Source organism: Streptomyces sp. NPDC028289, assembly GCF_055565975.1.
In genome coordinates, this window is record NZ_JBVHTI010000002.1 from 1,015,866 (window position 1) to 1,036,409 (window position 20,544).

Below are 20,544 nucleotides of genomic sequence, written 5' to 3' on the forward strand. Positions count from 1 at the left end.
TCCGCTGCGCCGGATTTGGCGTATCGGGGCAAGCGACGCGCGGGTGTGGGGGGCTTGACTCGATCCACTCCTCATCCCACGGCAACGAGGCCGGGTGAGAAGGAGCGGACGAAGGGAACGACGATGTCGTCGAACGACACAACCGCTGTGATCGGCGATCTCCGGGTACCGGAGCCGGACCTCACCCCGCAGCAGGTCATCGCCCGTGCCGCGGCGATGCGCCCGACTCTCCGCGAGAATCGCGTGAAAGCAGCGGAGGAGGGCAAGTACTCCGCCGAGATCCACAAGGCGTTCGAGGACGCGGGCTTCTACCGCCTCGTGCAGCCGCGGAAGTACGGCGGGTACGAGTTCGGCCTGGAGACGTACTACCGGACGATGATCGAGATCTCGCGCGGAGACCCCGGCATCGGCTGGTGCCTGACCCTGGGGACCGGTCACACGATCCCCCTGGTCGCGCACTTTCCCGAGGCGGTCGTGCGCAAGGCCTTCGGCGAGGACGGCGTCTTCATCGCGCCGCACTCCGCCACCCCCCGAGGCGCGCTCGTCCCCACGGAAGGCGGATTCCGCCTCACGGGAGCCTGGCCGTACTCGTCCGGTGTCCCGTACTCGACCCACGCGATGGTGAGCACGATCATCCTGGCCGAGGGCAGTGACCCCGTCCCGGCCGTGGCTCTCCTCCCGCGCGGCGACTACACCGTACGGGACGACTGGGGAGCACACGCCACGATGGCCCTCGGCGCGAGCGGGTCGAACACGGTCGTCGTGGAGGACGTCTTCATCCCGGCCGAGAACGTGTCTCCCTTGTTCGAGTGGGGATACTCGAACTTCCCTGAAGGCACGCACGGCACCCGTTCCACCGGTAACCCCTTGTATCTGGGCCAGATCCAGCCGCTGTATCCGGCCTCGCTCGCGGCTGTCCAGGTCGGTGCGGCGTGGGCGGCGCTCGATGCCTATGAAGAGACCATCCTGACCAAGAAGCGCCTGTACCCGCCGCTGGTCGAGCGGTACAAGCACGAAGAGGGCCAGAGGATCTGGGGCCAGGCGCGGGCGACGATCGACGCCGCGCAGGCGGTCCTTCTCACCGCGGCCCGCGACTACGAGCGCCTGGGTGAGCGTTGGGTGAGCGGCGACCTCCCGTCATTCGAGGACTGGGTCGCTCTCGGCAACGTGCTGTACGCGTCGTGTCGGCTGTCGCACGAGGCCACGGAACTGCTGTTCCGCTCGGTGGGATCCTCGGTGGCGCGGAAGGGCCTGCCGCTGCAGGACTACTTCCTGGTGACGCAGATGTCGAAGGCGCAGATCGCGGAGCACGTGCCCGTCATCACCGTGACGACGGCGAGGGCCCACTTCGGGCTGGACCTGAACACCATCTAGGGCCGACGAGCCATTCCAACCTCGACGTGTCCGACTCTGCCCCGCGTGTGCTCACCCGGTAGCTGCAGGGACGCTGCCGCGAGATCGGCTCCCGTTGGCGGGCACGAACAGTCGCGTGTGACCGGGCGCTGTGGCAGCGCTTCCTTGCGTCTCGGGTGCGCCACTGTTCGGCACCCGTCACCAGAAGGAGGCCCTGCCTATGCGGCACTTCTCCATGCCCGCCGACCGCTTCGGCCGCATCGCCCGCAGCACCTTGATCCGCGCCGCCTCCACCCCGGTCGGCGCCAAGCTCGGCAAAGCCCTGATGGGCTGACACCTCACCAGAAAGAGGAAAGCGAATGACTCGGACGATCGAGACAGTGGTCGATCGCTACATGACGACCGTCGACCGCGCGGTGCACGAGCCCGAAGCACTGAAGCAGTTTGAGGCGGTGTTCGCGCCGAAGGCCACTGTGCAGTTCGGCGAACTCCCTCCGGTGACCGGCCTGGCCGACATCACGGAGTTCTACCGAAACCTCTACTCGGACATGGCCGACAGCAAGCACGTGTGGACCACCACGGTGCTCGACGAAGGAACGATCGAGGTCCGCTTCATAGCGGCGTGGCGCGCCGCCGACGGCCGACTCGGATCCCAGAGCGGCATCGAGCACGTGACCGTCGACGCGGGCGGGCTGATCACGGAGCTGCAGGTGCTCATCCCGAAGAACGACGGCGCCTGACCGGCCGGGCGGGGCGGGAGCCGGTGGTTCCCCCGCCGTAGCCCGCTGTAGAACGACTCGACGCTCAACCCAAGACGGCGTGATGCCGAGTCGTTCCGCGAGTTCGTGGGTGCTGACGCCGTACGTCTGCGGGATCCGTACGGCGACCTGGTAGGCATTGAGGACGCAGACGTCGAGGTGCCCGCCGCACATCGTCGCGGAGGAGTCGGCGTGGTGGAAGTACGCCGCCCCGGGCAGCTCGGTCACCGGGACCTTGCCGGCGTTGGTCAGGTCGGGGTCGGATGTCACGGCGCGCGAGCGGCGGCCCTTCCCCCTCACGCCCGGATGCACGTGCCCGCCGAGTCGGCGGCCGAGGCCCAACGACGTGCGAAAGAGGTGAACGCGGACGGCTGCGTCACCGTCGGTGGCGGCTCGGCCATCGGCCTCGGAAAGATCGTCGCCCTGCGGTCCGGCCTGCCGGTCTCGGTGCTCCACGACCCCGCGCGCCGTGAACCTGCCCGCCGCCGTCTCCGTGGCCAGCGGCATCAATGCGATCGCGCACGCGGTCGAGGCCCTGTACGCGCCGGACGCCTCCCCGGTCATCGCCTGATGGCTGAGGAAGGTGTACGGGCGCTGGCCGCCGCGCTCCCGGGCGTCGTCGCCGACGGCGCCGACCTCGACACCCGCGCCCGTGCCCAGTACGGCGCCTGGCTGTGCGGTGCCTGCCTCGGGGCCACCACCATGTCCCTGCACCACAAGCTCTGCCACGCCCTCGGCGGCACCCTCGACCTGCCCCACGCCCCCACCCACGCCGTGGTCCTCGCGCATGCCCTCGCCTACAACCAGGTCGCGGCACCCAAGGCGGTGGCCGCGCTCGGCCGCGCTCTGGGCACCTCCGCCGACCCGGCCTCGTACCTGTGGGATCTCGCCGGTCGGCTCGGTGCGCCGCGGTCCCTGCGTGAACTCGGCATGGCCGAGGGCGACATCGACCGGATCGTCCAGGTCGCGCCGGCCAACCCCTATGCCAACCCTCGCATGGTGACCGCGGAAGGCCTCGGCCACCTCCTGCGTGCCGCCTGGGCCGGAGGGCCCCCGACCGCCTGAGAACACGCCCGCCCCAGCGGCGCAGCCGGATCACGTTCGAAGCCGACAACCACGAACAAAGCCATGGCCCGCCAGCCCCTGGCCGATGAGCTCGAGGTGGAGATGCCGCGGCGACCGGCACGAAAACCGCGTCTTCAATGAGGAACCGGCCGAGCCCGGCGACACCGAGCACCGTGGAACAAGCTGAGCGGAAGCGGAGAGACGCCGCGCGTGCTGCGCGAGACACCGTCATCTATCGCGTCAAGCGCACGGAGGAACCGCTCGGCCAGAGATCAGGACCCGGCAACTCGAACTGGGCGCCGCGTTGCGCCTCGCGGCCGTCATCGGCCCAGAGACGAGCTCTCCCGCGCCGACCACACAACCAGTCGCTCGACGAGACGTTGGTTCGTCGGCGCAATCGGCAAAGGACAATTTGGTGAGATCGGGCAAGAGGGCAGGTCCACCCTTCGGGTTCCATGAATACATCGTTTCGTCGATGTTGACTGGAGACGCCACCGATGTCTGAACTCACTGATTACAAGCAGGAGCGAGAGCACGTCGCGCTGATCGACGAACTTTCTCTGGAGCCGGGGCTGTCGCCTGACGCTTTCCGCGAGGCGTTCCGCAACCATGCGGGCGGCGTCGCGGTAGTGACCGCTGACGCCGGCCGAGGTCCGGTCGCCCTGACCGCGACATCGGTGATATCAGTGAGCGCTACGCCCCCTCTTCTCGTGTTCTCCGCCTCGACCCTGTCTTCTTCGACGCCGACGATCCTGGAGTCGTCGTCCGTGGTCGTACACCTACTGGGGGCCGGGCAGGTCGACCTCGCACGTCTTTGTGCGACGAGCGGAGCCGACCGCTTCGCGGACACCGCCGCCTGGACCCGGCTGCCGACCGGCGAGCCGCACTTCGTCGCGGCTCCGGTAAGCATCCGAGGCAGGATCGCGGCCACCTGCACAGCCGGGGCCTCGACGCTCGTCGTCGTCCACGCCACCCACGCGCACCATGCGCCGGCGGGCGCCGACGCCCGAAGTGACGCTTCGGGTCCGCTGGTTTACCACAACCGGACCTGGCATCAGCTGAGCGAGTTGTCCCAGTTGGTCCCGACCGCGTACTAGCGCGCTCGCATCTCGATACACACCCACCGCTCCAGAGTCGAAGTCAGGCGCCACGGAGGCGGCAGCCGATGCGGCAGGCAAACGTGGGAACCTGCCGATCACCGCACATGGCCTGATCTCCTCTTCCTGGAACATGTGTGGAATACACTGAGCGGCAGGGGCCCCGCCCGGAGGTGGCCTCGGTGTCCCCCGGTCCGCGGCCTGGTATATGGCGGCGGCCCAGCCGTCCGGGCGGAGATTCTCCGGCACCGTCACCGTGTTGAGGTACCCGAACATCTGGCTGACGAAGGGGATGGATGCCTGGGCGCGGGCGTTGACGGGCCGAAGGTGTTGAACGCCGCGTCCGCGAACGACAGCCATGGACCCCGCGCTTCCTCGGTGAGCCCGATCAGGTCAGCGATCAGGGTCACGGGGAACACCGCGGCGAGATCCGTCACGGCGTCGAAGCCGCCCTTGGCCACGGCGTCGGCGACGAGTTCGGCCGCGAGTCCGCGAGAGCGGTGATCCGGGCGCGGAGCCCCGCCAGGGCCTTGGGGGCCAACTTGTCGGACAGCAGGGCCCGCAGCGGGGTGTGGTCCGGCGGGTCACTGGCCAGCACGGTGCCCTTCATCTGGGCGTTGAACTGGTCCTCGTAGCCGACGCCGTGCGCGGACGAGAAGCGCTCGTGGTCGGCCAGAGCCGCGCGCACGTGCTCGTAGCGCGGAAGGACCGTGGGCACGCATCGACAACTCTCCTCTCCTTCGAGTTGCTCGGGCCACGACGGAGTTCCGGGGAGGGGAGAGGGTCTGAGCCGTCGGTACGAGGGTGTGGGAAACGAAGAGAGCGAACCTGTGTGAGTCAACGCTCATACTTGTGGTGAGCATGAGCTCACAACCGATCCCGTCGCGTCGAGCCCCGTGCACGCACTTGTGTGCGACGGCGAGCCGGGCGGTCAGCGGCCTTCTGGGGTGCCGAGGAGGTAGGAGATGACCGCGGTCTGGAGGTGGCTGCGCAGCTCGTTCCAGGGCAGCGGGCGGTCGGACTCCAGGAACTCGCCCTGGGTGACGCGGTGCGCGATCGTGGCGTAGGCCAGACGGAAGGCGAAGTCCAGCGCGGCCGCGGGATCCGGGTGTGCGACGGGGATGTGGCGCAGAGCCTCGGCGAAGTTGCGGTTGCCCTCGACGCTGACGCGCGAGCCCTCGACCCGGACCGCTTCGTGCCGGGTGCCGAGCAGCAGGAAGACGCGCAACAGGGCCTCGTGCGCCCGGAAGGCGTCGGTGATCGCGCCGACCGCTTCGGCGATCGCCACGGCCGGATCGCGCAGGAGGCGCAGCCGCTCGACGGACATCCGTTCCGTGATCTCGGCCTGGAGGTTCTCGGTGAAGGCGTGCTGGATGGCCAGCAGGAGTCCTTCCTTGTCGCCGAACCGGCGGTAGATGCTGCCGACCGCCATGCCGGCCCGTTCGGCGACCGCAGCCACGGTCAGCGCGTCCACTCCACCCTCTTCGAGCAGCGCGTACCCGGCCTGCATGAGGTCCTGTTGCGAACGGCGACTGCCTTCACGGAGGGCGGCAGGCCTGCGGGTGGGGGACTCGGTCATCTGCGCAGTTTATCGACCGGGCTCTTGACGTCCATGTTGCCGTTGTGTGAATCTCGCTTCACTCCGACTGTGAATCTAGATTCACACGGAGCTGCGGCACGCACCGCACGGTCGAGCCGCACCCCTCTCCCATCCCACCACGACCCCTCGCAACGGCGCGGGGCTGTCTCTGGAGGTGTCCGATGGCTCCGCACTATGACATCGCCGTCGTCGGCTACGGTCCGACCGGACTCGCCGCGGCGTCCCTGCTCGGCCGGCTCGGCCACCGGGTGGTGGTCTGCGAACGCTGGCCGGCCCTGTACGGGCTGCCCCGGCTCACCCACATCGACGACGAGACCGCACGTACCGTCCAGGCGGCGGGTGATGCCGACGACGCGCTGCGGGACTCGTCCCCGTGCCAGTACCTGTGGGTCAACGGCAAGGGCGAGACGCTCGTGCGCATCCCGGCCAACTCCGACGGCCCGATGGGATATCCGGACCACATCTCCATGTACCAGCCGGACGTGGAGCACGCGATCGACAAGCGGCTTCGCGGTTACGGCACGGTCGACGTCCGCCAGGGCTGGGCGGTCACCGGCCTCGACCAGGACGACGACGGCGTCACCCTCCGCCTGTGCGGCTGGAACGCCGAGACCGGCTGTGCGGATGGCCCGCGCGACGAGGTCCGGGCCCGCTATGTGATCGCCGCCGACGGCAGCCGCAGCGGGGTACGGGAACTGCTCGGAGTGGAGCGCGAGGATCTCGGGTTCAACGAGCAGTGGGTCAACATCGACACCGAGTGGCTGCGACCCCAGCCCCCGGAGTTCGCCTACGGCACCCAGTACTGCGATCCCGCGCGCGGCCACATGACCATCAACATCGGCACCACCCGCCAGCGCTTCGAGTTCGCCCTGCTGCCGGACGAGTCCCGTGAGGAGATGACCGCGCCGGAGACGGCCTGGCGGCTGCTGCGCGACTACCACGACCTGGGACCGGACGACGTACGGATCACCCGTCAGCTCGTCTACGGCTTCGAGGCCCGCATCGCCACCCGCTGGCGCATCGGGAGGGTCTTCCTGGCCGGCGACGCCGCCCACACCATGCCCCCCTACCTCGGCCAGGGCGCGTGCAGCGGTCTGCGCGACGCCACCAACCTCGCCTGGAAACTCCATCTCGTCCTCGGTGGCCTGGCCCCCGAGGATCTGCTGGACACCTACGAGAGCGAGCGCCGCCCGCACGTCACCGCCCTCACCCACATGGCGATCGGCCTCGGCAAGGTCGCCAACACCCACGACGTCGAGGCAGCGGCGGCCCGGGACGCGGCCTTCTTCGCGGGCAAGGTACCCCCGCCGCCCCCGTTCCCGCCCCTCGCGGGCGGAGTTCTCAGGCCGGACGGGGACGCGCCCGTCGGCACCCTCACCCCCCAGGGCCGCGTCCGCCTCGCCGACGGCCGCACGGGACGCTTCGACGACCTCACCGGGTACGGCTTCACCCTGGTCACCACCGAAGATCCCACCGCCGCCCTCGGCCCCGACCGGCTCGCCAGGCTGACGCGCCTGGGCTGCACCGTGGTCGCCCTCGACACCGTCGACGACCTCGACGGACGGCACCGCGAGTACCTCCAGCGGCTCGGCGCGGTCGCCTACCTGGCACGCCCCGACTTCGTGCTGTTCGGCGCGGCGGCCGACGGCACGGACCTCGGCGCGCTCGTGGACGACCTGGACGACGCGCTGTCCGGCACGGCCAAGGCGATCGCGTGACGGCCGCGGTCCCCGGGACGGCACCTCTGCCGCCGCTGGTGGCGGCCCAGCACCGGGCCATGCCCTTCACGCGGCTCACCGACTGCGGCATGGACCCGGCCGACGCCCGCCGCCTCCTCGCCGACACCGCGGCCGGGACACCGTGGCAGGACGCAGCCGCGGCCGTCGCACAGGCGCAGCTGGAACGGGCCCGCCTGGCTGAGGAATCAGGGCACCGCACGACCGCCCGGCAGGCGTACCGGTTCGCCTCCGCGGCGTGGATGTTCGCGCAGATGGCGCACCAGACGGACACCGCGGAAAAACGGGATCTGTACGCCCGGCACACCGCCGCGACCGCCGCTCTCGCACCCGCCGTGGAACGCGTGGAGATCCCGTATCGCGACGGGCTGCTCGGCGGCTGGCTGTGCTTGCCGCCGACCGGCGAGGCCCAGGCCACCGTCATCCTCTGGGGCGGGCTCAGCGGCTGGGGCGCCGCGTACCTGCCGGTCGCCGACGCCTACACCTCGCGCGGCCTGGCCTGCCTGCTCGCGGAAGGTCCCGGTCAGGGCGAGTCGCGGCTGCGTCACGGACTGTACGTCGACGAACGCGTCACCGAGGGCTTCGCCCGCTTCCTCGACTTCGTCGGGGCCGACCCCCGCCTCGGCGGCGCGATCGGGGTGCAGGGCGTCAGCTTCGGCGGCCTGTTCGCCGCCCACCTGGCCGCCGCCGACCCGCGCGTCGGCGCGGTGGTGGTCAACGGCGCCCCGGCCACGCCCACGGTCCCCGAATACCGCACCGCCCGCGAACAGATGGCCGCCGTCGTCGGCACCGACGCCCCGGACAGGGTGACCGAGGTCATGGACGCCCTGCGCTTCGACCCGGACAAGCACCCCATCACCTGTCCGTTGCTCCTGCTGCACGGCGGCCAGGACCCCCTGGCCCGCTACGAGGACCAAGAACCCTTCCTGCGCGCCGCCGACCCCGCCGCCGCGACCGTCCGCGTCTGGCCCGACGGCGAGCACACCCTCTACAACCACGCGGCCGAACGCGACGCGCTCACCGGCGACTGGTTCACCGACCACCTCACCGGCCAGAACACCCTGAAAGGTTAGGACCGCCAGTGGACTTCACCGTCGAGACCGCCACCGACGCGGTGGCGGAGAGCTTCTGGCAGACCAAGGACCAGCGGCTGCGGCAGGTCATGGAGAGCCCGACCCGCCACCTCCACGTCTTCGTGCGGGACAGGACGACGACCGAGCCGTCCAGCAGGCCACGGAGCACCTCCTCCGACTCGGACACCGCCGTATCGCCGCGCTCGCCGGCCGCCTCGGCTCCCTCCGCAGCGCCCAGCGGCTCAACGGCTGTCGCAACGCACTCGCCCAGGCCGGGATCGAGGAGGACCCGCTGCTGGTGGTCGGCGATCTGGCCACCCCCGAGCAGGCGCGGGACGCGGTGATCCGACTGCTCCACCAGCCCGCCCCCCCCACGGCCGTACTCGCGCGGCGACGTGCAGCACGCGGGGGTCACTGTCCAGAAACTCCGCCACGCGCTGGGCACCCGCGAGATGCTGACGCAGACGGAGCGGCAGCGTGATCGAACCGCGTGAGATCAGCCACGCGTTGAAGGGGGAGATGGCGGCGCCCACATTGATCATGGCCTCGGACTTGATGGGGAGGATCAGCTCCCGTGGCCCGATGACGGCGCCGCCCATCGCGTCGCCGTGCCCGTTGATGTACTTGGTCAGGGAGTGCACCACCAGGTCGGCGCCGTGCTCCAGCGGGCGGAACAGGGGCGGCGGCGTACAGGTGGAGTCCACGGTCAGCAGCGCGCCTGCCGCATGGGCGACGTCGGCCAGGGCAGCGATGTCGGCTGTCTTGACGGTCGGGTTGGCGATGACCTCGGTGTGGATGATCCGCGTGGTGGGGCGCAGCGCGGCGCGCACGGCGTCGAGATCGGTGATGTCGACGAACGTCGCCTCGATGCCCGACTTGACCGGCAGCAGCTCGGCGAACAGCCGCCATACGGCGCCGTACGTGACATCGGAGACGACGACGTGGTCCCCGGCGCGCAGGTGAGTGAAGAACACGGCGTGCAGAGCCGCGACGCCGCTGCCCAGTACGACCGCGTCCTCGCCGCCCTCCAGGACGGCGAGCCTGGTCTGGAGTCCGAGCTGGTTCGCGCCGGACTCCCGTGTGTAGACGAGCAGGTCAGGGTTGTCCGGATCGAGCGTGAACGGATCCTCGGGCAGGGCATAGGAGTTCGCCATGATGATCGGTGTACGGATCGCGCCCGTGCCGACGTCCGCCTGGTTCCCGCAGTGCACCGCCTGGGTCTGGAACGCGAGTGTGGCCGGATCATGCTTGTCGGGTCCGGAGGGCCGAGTGCTCGGATTCGGCATGGAGATCCCTTGAATCGCTGCGGTCGGTTTGCGTTCCTGGTGGTTGAGGCCTCTCGGGTCTCAGGTGGTGACCTGGGGCTGTGCCGGGCTGATGAAGTGCACGGCGGTCTGTTCGGCGTGCGGGGCGAGCAGACCCTGCAGTTCGTCGGCCGCGACCTTGAGAAGCTCGCCGTCGCGGTCGGCGTGGAGGGTTTCGAGGACGAAGGCGACGTGGGTGGAGTCCTCGGTGACGCGGGTGCGGTGGGCGTCGCGGTGGTTCCAGTGGCGGGTCAGGACACCGGTGGTGTCGGTGTAGATGATCTCGCCGGGCTTGGGGTGTTCGACGGTGTCGGGTTCGCCGAGTGGAGTGAAGGACTCGGTGCCGTCCGCGTGGCGGATGTCGACGTCGCCGGTGACGTGGTCGAGGTCGAAGGCACCGGCGGGCAGGCCGTGCCGGACGGAGACGGCGTTGTAGGAGTCGACGGCCGGGTTGATGCGCGGCAGGCTCCCCTTCTTCGCGAGGCGGCGGCCGAGCGCGTCGACGCTGGGGCGGATCCGGCGGGGGTTCGTGCCGAAGGAGCGGTACGCGGTGTGCCAGGCCTCGATGCGGGGGTCGGTCTCGTCGGCGGGGTGCCAGGTGCCGTCGGCGAGCTCTTGCTCCAGTTCCTCCACGGCGGCGGAGGTGTGCGGCCAGGACTCACGGCCGCGCAGGCCGGTGGCGGTGACCAGGGCGATCAGGGTGTCGGGGAAGGCTTCGGCGACGGCGGGGGCGATGCGGAAGGCGGGCATGGGCGGCGTTTCCGTTTCCTGCGGGCGGGCGGTGAGTAGCGCGGTCAGGACTTCCAGGGACCGATGCGGTCGAGGCGGCGCAGCTGCTGGCGTGCGGTGGGCACGTCCAGGCCCTGGCCCCGCTCGGTGAGGCGCTCGGCGACCGTGCTGCGGTGTTCGACGGGCCTGTGGTCGTCGTACTTGAACTTGGCCCGTACGTCGGTGACTTCGAGGCGCAGGCCGCGGATGCCGGGCAGCATCCGGCCGTAGGGCGGCTGGTCGACGGCGACGGGTGCGTGGTCGCCGTCGGGCTGGAAGTGCGCGAGCTGGCGGCGCAGCAGCTCGGCCTTGGCCTCGGGGTCGTCGACGATCCCGGCGCGGCAGGTGAACTGGACGGCCGCATAGTAGCTGGTGGGGACGCCGTCGGTGGGCGGGATGCCGGGCTTGGCGCGCCAGGGGCCGGGGACGAAGGCGTAGTCGCCGATGACGGTGAAGACGATGTTCGGGTCCTGCTCGATCGCCTGCCAGACCGGGTTGGGCTTGGCGAGGTGGATCAGGAGACGGGTTCCGTCGCAGGTGAAGTGGGTGGGGACGACCATGGGCGGGTGGCCCGGCAGGCCGTTGACGCTGAGCTGCCCGAAGTCGTGGCCGTCGGCGATCCAGGTCTGCCACTCGGCCTCGTCCAGGCCGGCGTCCCAGGGGTGGACCAGCATTCTCTTCTCCTTGGTTGTGCGGGCCCGCTCAGGTCAGGGCGAGGAGGCTGACGGCGACGGCGGCGGTGCCGAGGCCGGCGAACTGGGCGCGGTGTATGCGTTCGGCGAGCACGCCACGGGCGAGCAGGACGGTGCCGGCCGGGTAGAGGGCGGTGATGACGGCGACGACGGTGAGGTCTCCGCTGCGGGCGGCGAGCAGGAACAGCAGGTTCGCGACGGAGTCCAGCACGCCGGCGGTCGCCGAGAGTGCGTACGCGGGGCGCTCGGGGCCCAGCCTGCGGTGCATCAGCCCGGCCGCGGCCAGGGTGACGGCCGAGGAGACGGCCCGGCCCACGATCAGCGGGGCCACCCCGCTGTCGGACGGCGCCTGGTGCAGGAAGACCAGCTGCAGGGCGATGGCGGCGCCCGCGCCGAAGGCCAGCAGCAGCGCCGTACGGGAGGGGCGCGTCGAGCCCGCGCCGTGTCCGGCGCTGACCAGCACCACCGCGACCAGCGCGAGCGGCAGACCCAGCAGCCCGGTGGCTGCCAGGTGCTCGCCCTGCAGCAGGCCGACGCCGACGGGCAGCGCGGCGGACACCAGCGCGGTCACGGGTGACAGCACGTTCATCGGGCCGATCGCCAGGGTGCGGTACAGCAGGGCGAACGCGGCGGCCGAGGCGACGCCCGAGGCGGCGCCCCAGCCCAGGGCTCCGGGGTCGAAGGAGGCGCCGAGCAGTGGCCACAGCAGCAGCTCGACCGCGAGGCTGGCCGGGGCGGCGACCATCACGGTACGCAGCACATGGGCTTTCCGGGCGCCGAGACCGCCGAGGAAGTCGGCGCATCCGTACGCGAGTGAGCTGCCCAGGGCCAGCAGCAGAGCGATCACAGCACAATCCCTTACCATTCAGTGGAACGACCACACCGTACATTGAATCGACCGAAGGTCACAACCGATCGACCGTGCGGTGCAGTGGAATGTCCGACGGTAAGGAAGGTGACCAGGTGACGGAGACAGCCGCAGCGCTGCGAACGGTCGCGCACAACGTCCGGGCGGCACGCGTGCGCGCGGGCCTGTCCCTGGACGAACTCAGCCGTCGTGCCCAGGTCAGCAAGGGCGCCCTCGTGGGACTGGAGAAGGCCCAGGGCAACCCCAACCTGGCCACCCTGGTCCGGCTGGCCGACACCCTGGGCATCTCGGTGTCCGCCCTGATGCAGGGCTCGCCCGAAGGGCGTGTACGCGTCGTCGCGGCCGATGCCGTGGCGCCCCTGTGGACTGGCGAGCGGGGTGGCGAGGCCCGGCTCGTGCTGACGACGTCGGGGCCGGCTCCGGTCGAGGTCTGGCGTTGGCGACTGGAACCGGGCGAGGAATACCCCAGCCACCCCCACCAGGCCGGGGTCGTGGAGACCGTCAGCGTCACCGTCGGCCGGATGACCCTGGTCGTCGACGGCAGCGAGCACACCGTCGAAGCCGGCCAGACCGCCACGTTCGACGGCGACACCCCGCACACCTACCGCGGCGCCGGTACCGAGACCTGCCACCTGATCATGACGGTGCACCTTCCGCCCGGTCCGGCATCGGCGACCTGACTCGCGGTACAGCACACTCGTCACAGCGCCGCGGTCACCGCCGACAGCAGGCGCCACAGCCGGGTGTGGGGCGTGGGGTCGGGGATGGCCCGGTTGGTGAGGAAGGCGAACGCGACACCGGATTCCGGGTAGGCGAAGGCCAGATGTCCGCCGAGGCCGTCGTGGCCGAACGAGCCGTTGCCGAGCATGGGCTGTCGTGGGGACGAGAGCCCGAAGACGGTTCCGAAGCGGGTCGGCTGGTCCACCAGGACCTCGTCGGGCCCGTGGACCTGCGGTCGGCGGACCCGGTCGACGGAGATGGCGGAGACGACGCGCAGCGGACCGTCGACCACGGTGGAGTAGAGCCGGGCCAGTGACCTGGCGTCGAAGACGCCGTTGGCGGCGGGGATCTCCGGCCGCCACAGCGCGGGGTCGTTGAAGAGATCGGCCGTGACGACGGGGTTGTGGAAGGTGGCGTGGGTCAGCGTGTCCGGGGCTTCGGCGGCCGTGGCCGCGAAAGCGCCGATTCCCGGTGTGGGGGAGGCGTCCTGGTACCGGACGACGCGGCCGTCGTGCTCGGTGGGCAGACCGATCCATGCCTGGAGGTCCCCGTCAGGGGCGAAGCGTTCGCGCAGCAGGTGGCCGACGCTCTTGCCGCTGGCGCGTCGTACGACCTCGCCGACCAGGTAGCCGAGGGTCAGGGCGTGGTAGCCGTGCCGGGTACCCGGACGCCACGCCGGCGCCTGGCGGGCCAGCCGCCGCACGCAGCCGTCCCAGTCGGCCAGGTCGGCCTCGGTCACCGGCTCCTCGAAGGCCGGCAATCCGGCTTGGTGCGAGGCCAGTTCACGCACCAGGACACCGTCCTTGCCGACCGCGCCGAAGTCCGGCCAGTAGGCCGACACGGGCGCGTCGAGATCGACCTCGCCCGTGTCGACCAGGCTCGCGAGCACCAGGCCCATGACGCCCTTGGTCGTGGAGTACCCGACGTGCAGGGCGTCCTCGGGGTACGGCGTCGCGCCGGTGTCCCGGGCGCCGCCCCACAGGTCCACGACCAGCCGGCCGTGGTGGTGGACGGCGACCGAGGCGCCGAGGTCGTCCCCGTTGCGCAGGTTGCTCTCGAAAGCTTCCCGGAGGCCCGCGAACCGGGGCGCGGTGTATCCGGAAGCCTTCGCCGCAGGCGCGTACTGCGTGGCGCTCATGCCTGCTTGCGCTCCAGTTTCTCCATCATCGTGCCGCCGGCCATCAGGTCGATGACTTCGGCGGCCTCGCTGCGGCTGCGGGCGCGTTCCCTGCGCTGGGCGGCGAGCACGTCGGGGTGACGGGCGTTGACGTTTCGCCGGCGCAGGTAGCGGATCAGGGCCTGGGTCCACCCGGGATGGCTGCGGTGGTTTGAGTTGGCCGGGGTGAATTGCCGCAGCGGGCCGAAGTGCGCCTCGATCGGGTCGGCCCAGGAGGCGCAGGTCGGGGTGAAGCACAGTTCGACCTTGTTCTTCTTCGCTCAGCGGCGGATGTCCGCGCCGGTGTGGGCGGAGAGATTGTCCAGAATGATGTAGATCGGGGCGCCGTCGGGTCGGGCGGCACGGATCGACTCCAAGGCGGCGAGGCTGTTGGCGGTGCCTTTGCGGCGGTGGTTGACGCCCCACAGCCGGTCGTCGCCGACGGAGTAGCGGCCGTGGAAGCAGGTGACGCCGTAGGTGCGGTGGCAGGTGGCCGGCAGGCGGTTGGGCTTGCCCTGTTCGGCCCAGCAGGAACCGCCGGTAGGTCGGGTCCCGAGCGGCCCGAACTCGTCGAAGGCGAAGACCCGGTCCGGGAAGCGTTCCAGCACCTGCTCGATACGGTTGAGCTTGGCGTCGCGCTCGGGTCGGGAGACTCCTTCCACGCCTTCGTGCGCTGGAAGGTGATGCCACGGCGCCGGAGCAGGCACCGTAAGGCTTCCCGGCCGATGCGGATGACGCGTCCATGCACGCGGCGCAGGCAGGCGGCGAGTTTGCGCATCGACCAGCGGGTAAGTGGCCGGCCGGGCTTGGTGGGGCGGGTGGTGGCCGTCTGGACGACGAAGTCCTCGTCGTCAGGCTTGAGCGGGTGGGGACGGCCTCCCGCCCATCGAGGGTCCGGACAGGCCAGGCCGATCTCGTTGAACCGGTGGATCAGCTCCCGCACCGTGTCCTCGTCGGCCTGGACCAGCTGGGCGGTCACCGGGACGCGGTTTCCGCCGACGGACGCCAGCAGCATCATCGCCCGGCGATAGCGGAACCTTCCCGGTCAGAGCACTGGCAGACCGCGCCGGCCACGACCGTCGCGGACCTGCGACATTCGGCGTCGCCTGACCGAATCAGGGGCTGCGGGGAGGGAGGTCACCGGGCCGGAAGAAGCGTGCCGAGGCCACCGGGATCAGGGCGAGTGCGGCGGGAACCGCGTAGGCGATGCGGAAGTGGCCTGTCGCCCCGAGCCCCCCGCTCGCTCCGGCTCCGACGAGAACGCCGACGTAGTTGAAGACGTTGAGCCGGGCCAGCACCGTCTCGGGGGCACCGGGTCGCAGCCGGCCGGCCGCGGCGACGCACAGAGGGGTGAGGGCCGCGACTCCGAGGCCCGCGCAGCATGCCGAGACCACCGCGTACGGCCAGCTCGGGGCCGCTGCCAGACCGGCCAGGGCGACGGCCGCGAGCAGAGCGGCGGCTCGGACCATCGCCACCGGCCCGACCCGGCGGACCATGAGGTCGGCGCCCGCCCGGCCGGTCACCGTGCCCGCCTGGTAGGCCGCGTACGCGAGCGGGGCGGCCGCCAGAGACGCGGCGAGGGTCTGATGCAGGTAGGCGGTCGACCATGCCGAGACCGTGGAGTCGACGACGTAGGCGACCAGGAGAACGACCCCGAAGGGGACGAGCCGCGCCCAGACCCGTCCGCCCAGGACCTCCTCAGTCGGTGCCGGTCCGGCACCGGACGGGGAGAGCGCGGGCGGCAGGGCATGCGGCCGGACGGTCAGCGCCAGGAGGGCCACGAGCGCGGCGTGCGCGGTCAGGACGTACTCGACCGGCCAGCTGAGCCGGGAGAGGCCTGCCGTCAGCAGGGCGACCGCAACCCCCGCGGCGCTCCACGCGGCGTAGAAGGAGGAGAGGATGCTGCGCCCGTAGTGGCGTTCGACGGTGGCCGCGCGGGTGTTGACGGACACGTCGATGGCGCCCAGCGCCAGCCCGAAGAGGACATAGGCCGCCGAGGCGGCGACCCGGCCGGGTGCCCAGGCCACGGACAGCAGGGCCGCGGCCGCGGTCAGTACCGCTGTGCGCATGACGGCGACGGGGCCCGAGCGGCGTACGGCGGCCAGCCCCGCGAAGCTGCCGGCGCCCGCGGCCAGGGTCAGGGCGATCGTGAGCGCGGTCATCGCCAGGGACGACAGCCCCAGATGGCTCTCCACGGCGGGCACGGTGGTGGACACGGCGGCCACCGCCGCGCCCTGGGCGGCGAACACGGTGGCCGCGACCCGGCGGGCTCCCGCGAGCGGGCCGCTGCCCGCGGACCGAGGCGGAGCCGCCGCTCCGACGGATGCGGTCATGGGGACCCTCTTCCTGTCACGGACCGCGGACGGGCCGGTGTGCGCGAATGGGAGCAACCGTAGGAATGCGGACCGGCGCAGCGGAGGGCACCGGCGGCCACACGGAGGACCCTGGCGGCCACGAGCGGACGGGCCGGGTGGCCCGAGCGGTGCCTCAGGGGACCGGCTCACCGTCGGCCGGGCGGCAGGGGCACCGGCCCGCGCCGCTCCAGGCCGGTCAGGGGGCTGGCCGCTGCGGCCCCCTTTGTGGCCGCACAGGCCAGTCCGTGAGCGCCCGCACGCTGCCTAAGTTCCTCCCACGCCGAACGTGGCGACGAGAGGAGGTGGACTCGTGAAGGAGTCCGAATTCGACACGTGTGTGATCGGGGCCGGTCCCGCGGGGCTGGCGGTGGCGCGGGCGCTCGGTGAGCGACGGCTTCCGTACACGCACGTGGAGCGGCACACGGGGCCGGGTGGTCTGTGGGACATCGACAACCCGGGCAGCCCGATGTACGAGTCGGCGCATTTCATCTCCAGCAAGACCCTCTCGGGGTTCGGCGGCTGGCCGATGCCCGACCACTTCGCCGACTACCCCTCGCGGCGCCAGATCCTGTCGTATCTGACGTCCTTCGCCGACGCGTACGGGCTGACGGAGCGGATCGAGTTCGGCACCGGGGCCCGGGACGTGGCGAAGAATCCGGACGGCACCTGGACGGTCACCCGTGCCGACGGACGCACCAGCCGGCACGCGCAGGTCGTGGTCTGTACCGGCGCGCAGTGGCACCCCGACATCCCTGAGATCCCAGGTGATTTCAGCGGCGAGATCCGGCACACGGTGGGCTACCGCAGCAGCGACGAACTGCGCGGCAGGCGAGTCCTCGTGGTGGGCGCGGGCAACTCCGGTTGCGACATCGCCTGCGACGCGGCCCGGGCCGCCGACCACGCGGAGATCAGCATGCGCCGCGGCTACTGGTTCATCCCCAAGCACCTGTTCGGCAGGCCCGTGGACACCCTCGAAGGCGTCGGTCCGCGGATGCCGAAGTGGCTGGAGCAGAAGCTGTTCGGCACCCTCCTGCGGATCGTCAACGGCGATCCGCGCCGCCTCGGCCTGCAGAAGCCGGACCACAAGCTCTTCGAGACCCACCCCACGGTCAACTCGATGCTGCTCCACCACCTGCAGCACGGTGACATCACCGCGCGGCCGGGAATCCTCCGCGCCGAGGGCAGCACCGTCCACTTCACCGACGGCAGCAGCAACGACTTCGACCTGATCCTGCTGGCCACCGGCTACGTCCACAAGGTGCCCGTCGCGCAGCGCTACTTCGGCGACGAACAGCACCCCGACCTGTACCTGTCGTCGTTCTCCCGCGAGCACGAGGGTCTGTTCGGCGTCGGCTTCATCGAGACCAACTCCGGTGCCTACAAAATCTTCGACGCACAGGCACAGCTGATCGCCGGCTTCGTGCAGGACACCCGGCGGGGCCTGCCGAACGCCGAGCGGTTCGCCCGCATGATCCGCGGCGACCGCCCCGACCTGTCCGGCGGGCTCAGGTTCGTGGACTCCCCGCGCCACACCGGCTACGTCGACAGCGCCGCGTACACCAAGTACCTCACCAAGGTCGCCGCGGGCATGGGCTGGCCCACCGAGGGACGCCCTCCTGCCGTGCCGGCCGTCCGCAGCAAGGAGACGGTGGCATGAGCGGCTACGACTACACCGGCAAGGTGATGCTGGTGACCGGCGGCGCGGGCGGCATCGGCAGCGCGCTGTGCCGGCGGTTCGCGATCGGCGGCGCCATCTGCGTCGTCGTGGACATCGACGGCGGCCGGGCGCATCAGGTCGCGGACAGCCTGCCCGGCACCGGCCACCTGGGGTTCGGCTGCGACCTGCTGGACCGGGCCGGAGTGGCGGAGCTCTTCGAACACGTCGCCTTGGCCTTCGGCCGCCTCGACGTCCTGGTCAACAACGTCGGCATGACCAGCACCGAGCGGTTCGACGTGCGCGCGGTGGAGACCATCGAGCGGGAGATCGACCTCAACATGGTCTCCCCGCTGGTGGCCACCCGGCTCGCCATCCCCCTGCTGAGTGCCTCCGCCGACCCCCGCATCATCACCACCGTGTCGCTCGCCGGCATCTTCCCGCAGGGCGAGACCCCCATCTACGCGGCGTCGAAGTTCGGGTTGCGCGGTGCGATGCTGTCCATCGCCCTCGACCTGGAGGGCAAGGGCATCCGCGTCGGCTCGGTCCTGCCGTCGGCGACCGACACCGCGATGCTGCGCCAGGAGGCCGTCGACGGCGGCAACTCCCTGCAGTTCCAGGACCCGCCGCAACAGCCGTCCGACGTCGTCGCCGCCGTGGTCGGCATGCTCGACCGGCCGCGTCTCGAAGCGTATCCACGCGCCGGCGAATCGCTCCTGGTCCGCTTCTCCATGCTCGTACCGAACCTCCTCCCCAGGCTTCTCCCGCTCTTCCGCAGGCGCGGCGAGCGCGGCCTGGCCCGGTACCTGGAGGACCTGCGCCGCAGAGGACTGGCCCGGCAGGTCGACGGCCGCTGGGAACTGGTGAAGGAGGCATGACCGTGACCACGGACACCCCCCCGGACGACCGTCTGCTCCGGGTCGTCAACCCGGCCACCGGGGAGACGCTCGACACCCTGCCCGCCGCGACCGCGGACGAGGTGGACACGGCCGTGGCCCAGGCCCACCGTGCCTTCGACAGCGGGGTGTGGGCGGGTCGGCCGCCCCGGGAGCGGGCCGCGGTGCTGCTGCGCCTCGCCGAGCTGATGGAACGCGACGCCGAGATCCTGGCCCGGCTGGACTGCGAGGACGCGGGCAAGCCCATCACGGAGTGCCGTACCGGCGACGTGCCCGGCGCGATCGAGTCGATCCGCTGGTTCGCGGAGGCGGCCGACAAGGTCTACGGCCGCATCGCACCCACCGGACATGAGCACCTCGGTCTGATGAGCCGCGAGCCCGTCGGCGTGGCCGCCGCCATCCTCCCCTGGAACTACCCGCTCGCCATGGCCGCCTGGAAGATCGGCCCCGCCCTCGCCGCCGGCAACAGCCTGCTGCTCAAGCCCGCCGAGGCGACCCCGCGCTCGGTCCTGCACGTGTCTCGGCTGGCGACGGAGGCGGGGCTGCCGGACGGCGCGCTCACCGTCCTGCCCGGCTACGGCAGGGAAGCCGGCCGGGCACTCGCCCGCCATCCCGGCATCGGCGCCCTGTCGTTCACGGGTTCGACGGCGACCGGCCGACGGATCCTTGCCGATGCCGCGGAGACCAACTTCAAACGGGTCTCCCTGGAGATGGGCGGCAAGAGCCCCCAGGTCCTGATGCCGGACGCGCTCGACTTCGGCGCCGAACTCATCGAGGACATGATCGAGGCCGCGTTCCTGACGACGGGGCAGAACTGCACGGCCGGCTCCCGGATCCTGGTCCACGAGGACATCGCCGCCCAGGTCGTGGCACGGTTCACGGTCGCCGCCGGGGCCCTGGTCATCGGTGACCCCGCCAAGCCGGAGACCCGGATCGGTCCGCTGATCAGTACGGCGGCGCGAGACCGGGTCGCCCGCGCCGTGGACGAAACGGTCGCCGCCGGAGCCGTGGCCCACACCGCCGGTCTGCCGGCCGGCCTGCACCCGCACGGCGCCTACTACCCGCCGACCGTCGTCGTCGGCGCCCCCGACGGCAGCCGGGTCCTCACCGAGGAACTCTTCGGCCCCGTCGTCACCGTCCAGACCTTCACCTCGGAGCAGGAGGCGATCCGTACGGCGAACGCCACCCCCTACGGCCTCGCCGCCTCCCTCTGGACCCACGACCTCGACACCGCCTTGCGCCTCGCCCGCGGCATCCAGGTCGGAGTGGTCTCCGTCAACGCGTACAGCGAGGGCGAGATCACCGCCCCCTTCGGAGGCTGGAAACAGTCCGGATTCGGCGGGGCGGAGCGATCCACCGACGCCTTCGCCCAGTGGACCAGGGAGAAGACAGTCTGGATCCGCACTCGCTAGCAAGGCCGGAACCGGATGCGAATGCCTAAAGTGGTCAC

17 protein-coding genes and 4 pseudogenes are annotated in these 20,544 nt (G+C 71.1%); 11 read left to right on the forward strand and 10 right to left on the reverse strand.

Annotated elements, in window-relative coordinates:
* Positions 1-123: 123 nt before the first annotated feature.
* Together ACZ4UV_RS12460 and ACZ4UV_RS12465 are read left to right on the forward strand one after the other, a co-directional pair.
* Positions 124-1,374 carry an acyl-CoA dehydrogenase family protein gene (locus ACZ4UV_RS12460; RefSeq protein ID WP_467837662.1) on the forward strand — a complete coding sequence of 417 codons (1,251 nt, stop codon included), beginning with the start codon at positions 124-126 and terminating at the stop codon, positions 1,372-1,374.
* Between the two features lie 338 nt (positions 1,375-1,712).
* The gene (locus ACZ4UV_RS12465; protein WP_467837664.1) at positions 1,713-2,093 is read left to right on the forward strand and encodes a nuclear transport factor 2 family protein; all 381 of its coding nucleotides are present in this window, start codon (positions 1,713-1,715) and stop codon (positions 2,091-2,093) included.
* A gap of 141 nt (positions 2,094-2,234) precedes the next feature.
* On the opposite strand, the pseudogene ACZ4UV_RS12470 reads toward ACZ4UV_RS12465, so the two are convergent.
* Positions 2,235-2,375, reverse strand: a pseudogene (locus ACZ4UV_RS12470) (3-oxoadipate CoA-transferase); the annotation flags it as partial.
* Between ACZ4UV_RS12470 and ACZ4UV_RS12475 the strand changes: the two are divergent.
* Positions 2,307-3,176: pseudogene (locus tag ACZ4UV_RS12475) on the forward strand (dehydroquinate synthase/iron-containing alcohol dehydrogenase family protein). The pseudogenes ACZ4UV_RS12470 and ACZ4UV_RS12475 sit on opposite strands and share 69 nt — an antisense overlap.
* A gap of 497 nt (positions 3,177-3,673) precedes the next feature.
* Positions 3,674-4,273 (forward strand): flavin reductase family protein, encoded by a 600-nt coding sequence (locus ACZ4UV_RS12480; RefSeq protein WP_467837666.1) that lies wholly within the window; start codon positions 3,674-3,676, stop codon positions 4,271-4,273.
* 433 nt (positions 4,274-4,706) lie between these two features.
* On the opposite strand, the gene ACZ4UV_RS12485 is transcribed toward ACZ4UV_RS12480, so the two are convergent.
* Positions 4,707-4,991 carry a hypothetical protein gene (locus ACZ4UV_RS12485; RefSeq protein WP_451019282.1) on the reverse strand — a complete coding sequence of 95 codons (285 nt, stop codon included), beginning with the start codon at positions 4,989-4,991 and terminating at the stop codon, positions 4,707-4,709.
* A 213-nt stretch (positions 4,992-5,204) separates the two neighbouring features.
* Positions 5,205-5,852: a TetR/AcrR family transcriptional regulator gene (locus ACZ4UV_RS12490; RefSeq protein WP_467837668.1), complete on the reverse strand. Its 648-nt coding sequence runs from the start codon at positions 5,850-5,852 to the stop codon at positions 5,205-5,207.
* Between the two features lie 182 nt (positions 5,853-6,034).
* Between ACZ4UV_RS12490 and mhpA the strand changes: the two genes are divergently transcribed.
* The 3 genes from mhpA to ACZ4UV_RS12505 are packed head-to-tail and all read left to right on the forward strand — an operon-like array spanning position 6,035 to position 9,163.
* The gene (gene mhpA / locus ACZ4UV_RS12495) at positions 6,035-7,591 is read left to right on the forward strand and encodes a bifunctional 3-(3-hydroxy-phenyl)propionate/3-hydroxycinnamic acid hydroxylase MhpA (protein WP_467837670.1); all 1,557 of its coding nucleotides are present in this window, start codon (positions 6,035-6,037) and stop codon (positions 7,589-7,591) included.
* Positions 7,588-8,682 (forward strand): alpha/beta hydrolase family protein, encoded by a 1,095-nt coding sequence (locus ACZ4UV_RS12500; RefSeq protein ID WP_467837671.1) that lies wholly within the window; start codon positions 7,588-7,590, stop codon positions 8,680-8,682. Before mhpA ends, ACZ4UV_RS12500 begins: the two co-directional genes overlap by 4 nt.
* Before the next feature lie 55 nt (positions 8,683-8,737).
* Positions 8,738-9,163 carry a substrate-binding domain-containing protein gene (locus ACZ4UV_RS12505; protein WP_467837939.1) on the forward strand — a complete coding sequence of 142 codons (426 nt, stop codon included), beginning with the start codon at positions 8,738-8,740 and terminating at the stop codon, positions 9,161-9,163.
* Here ACZ4UV_RS12505 and ACZ4UV_RS12510 read toward each other — a convergent pair.
* From ACZ4UV_RS12510 to ACZ4UV_RS12525, 4 genes and pseudogenes are all read right to left on the reverse strand, one after another.
* Positions 9,087-9,968 (reverse strand): annotated as a pseudogene (locus ACZ4UV_RS12510) (trans-sulfuration enzyme family protein); the annotation flags it as partial. The gene ACZ4UV_RS12505 and the pseudogene ACZ4UV_RS12510 sit on opposite strands and share 77 nt — an antisense overlap.
* Before the next feature lie 60 nt (positions 9,969-10,028).
* Positions 10,029-10,736 (reverse strand): B3/B4 domain-containing protein, encoded by a 708-nt coding sequence (locus ACZ4UV_RS12515; RefSeq protein WP_467837673.1) that lies wholly within the window; start codon positions 10,734-10,736, stop codon positions 10,029-10,031.
* Positions 10,737-10,780: 44 nt separating this feature from the next.
* On the reverse strand, positions 10,781-11,428 hold the full coding sequence (locus ACZ4UV_RS12520; RefSeq protein WP_467837675.1) for an FMN-binding negative transcriptional regulator: 648 nt from the start codon (positions 11,426-11,428) through the stop codon (positions 10,781-10,783).
* Positions 11,429-11,456: 28 nt separating this feature from the next.
* A complete protein-coding gene (locus ACZ4UV_RS12525) occupies positions 11,457-12,293 on the reverse strand; it encodes an EamA family transporter (RefSeq protein WP_451019288.1) in 837 nt (278 codons plus the stop codon).
* Between the two features lie 116 nt (positions 12,294-12,409).
* Between ACZ4UV_RS12525 and ACZ4UV_RS12530 the strand changes: the two genes are divergently transcribed.
* Positions 12,410-12,994 carry a helix-turn-helix domain-containing protein gene (locus tag ACZ4UV_RS12530; RefSeq protein ID WP_384565886.1) on the forward strand — a complete coding sequence of 195 codons (585 nt, stop codon included), beginning with the start codon at positions 12,410-12,412 and terminating at the stop codon, positions 12,992-12,994.
* Between the two features lie 20 nt (positions 12,995-13,014).
* Here ACZ4UV_RS12530 and ACZ4UV_RS12535 read toward each other — a convergent pair whose 3' ends face one another.
* From ACZ4UV_RS12535 to ACZ4UV_RS12545, 3 genes and pseudogenes are all read right to left on the reverse strand, one after another.
* On the reverse strand, positions 13,015-14,172 hold the full coding sequence (locus tag ACZ4UV_RS12535; RefSeq protein WP_467837677.1) for a serine hydrolase domain-containing protein: 1,158 nt from the start codon (positions 14,170-14,172) through the stop codon (positions 13,015-13,017).
* Positions 14,169-15,223 (reverse strand): annotated as a pseudogene (locus tag ACZ4UV_RS12540) (IS630 family transposase); the annotation flags it as partial. The pseudogene ACZ4UV_RS12540 and the gene ACZ4UV_RS12535, both read right to left, overlap by 4 nt.
* Positions 15,224-15,305: 82 nt before the next feature.
* A complete protein-coding gene (locus ACZ4UV_RS12545) occupies positions 15,306-16,523 on the reverse strand; it encodes an MFS transporter (protein WP_467837679.1) in 1,218 nt (405 codons plus the stop codon).
* A 331-nt stretch (positions 16,524-16,854) separates the two neighbouring features.
* Here ACZ4UV_RS12545 and ACZ4UV_RS12550 point away from each other — a divergent pair, with 331 nt between their 5' ends.
* Genes ACZ4UV_RS12550 through ACZ4UV_RS12560 form a run of 3 tightly spaced genes read left to right on the forward strand, consistent with a single transcriptional unit; the run spans position 16,855 to position 20,506 of the window.
* Complete coding sequence (locus tag ACZ4UV_RS12550) at positions 16,855-18,201, forward strand: flavin-containing monooxygenase (RefSeq protein WP_451016768.1); 1,347 nt, start codon at positions 16,855-16,857, stop codon at positions 18,199-18,201.
* Positions 18,198-19,076: an SDR family NAD(P)-dependent oxidoreductase gene (locus ACZ4UV_RS12555; protein ID WP_451016767.1), complete on the forward strand. Its 879-nt coding sequence runs from the start codon at positions 18,198-18,200 to the stop codon at positions 19,074-19,076. Before ACZ4UV_RS12550 ends, ACZ4UV_RS12555 begins: the two co-directional genes overlap by 4 nt.
* Complete coding sequence (locus ACZ4UV_RS12560) at positions 19,073-20,506, forward strand: aldehyde dehydrogenase family protein (RefSeq protein ID WP_467837682.1); 1,434 nt, start codon at positions 19,073-19,075, stop codon at positions 20,504-20,506. The genes ACZ4UV_RS12555 and ACZ4UV_RS12560 overlap by 4 nt, the downstream gene beginning before the upstream one ends.
* The last annotated feature ends 38 nt before the right edge of the window (positions 20,507-20,544 follow it).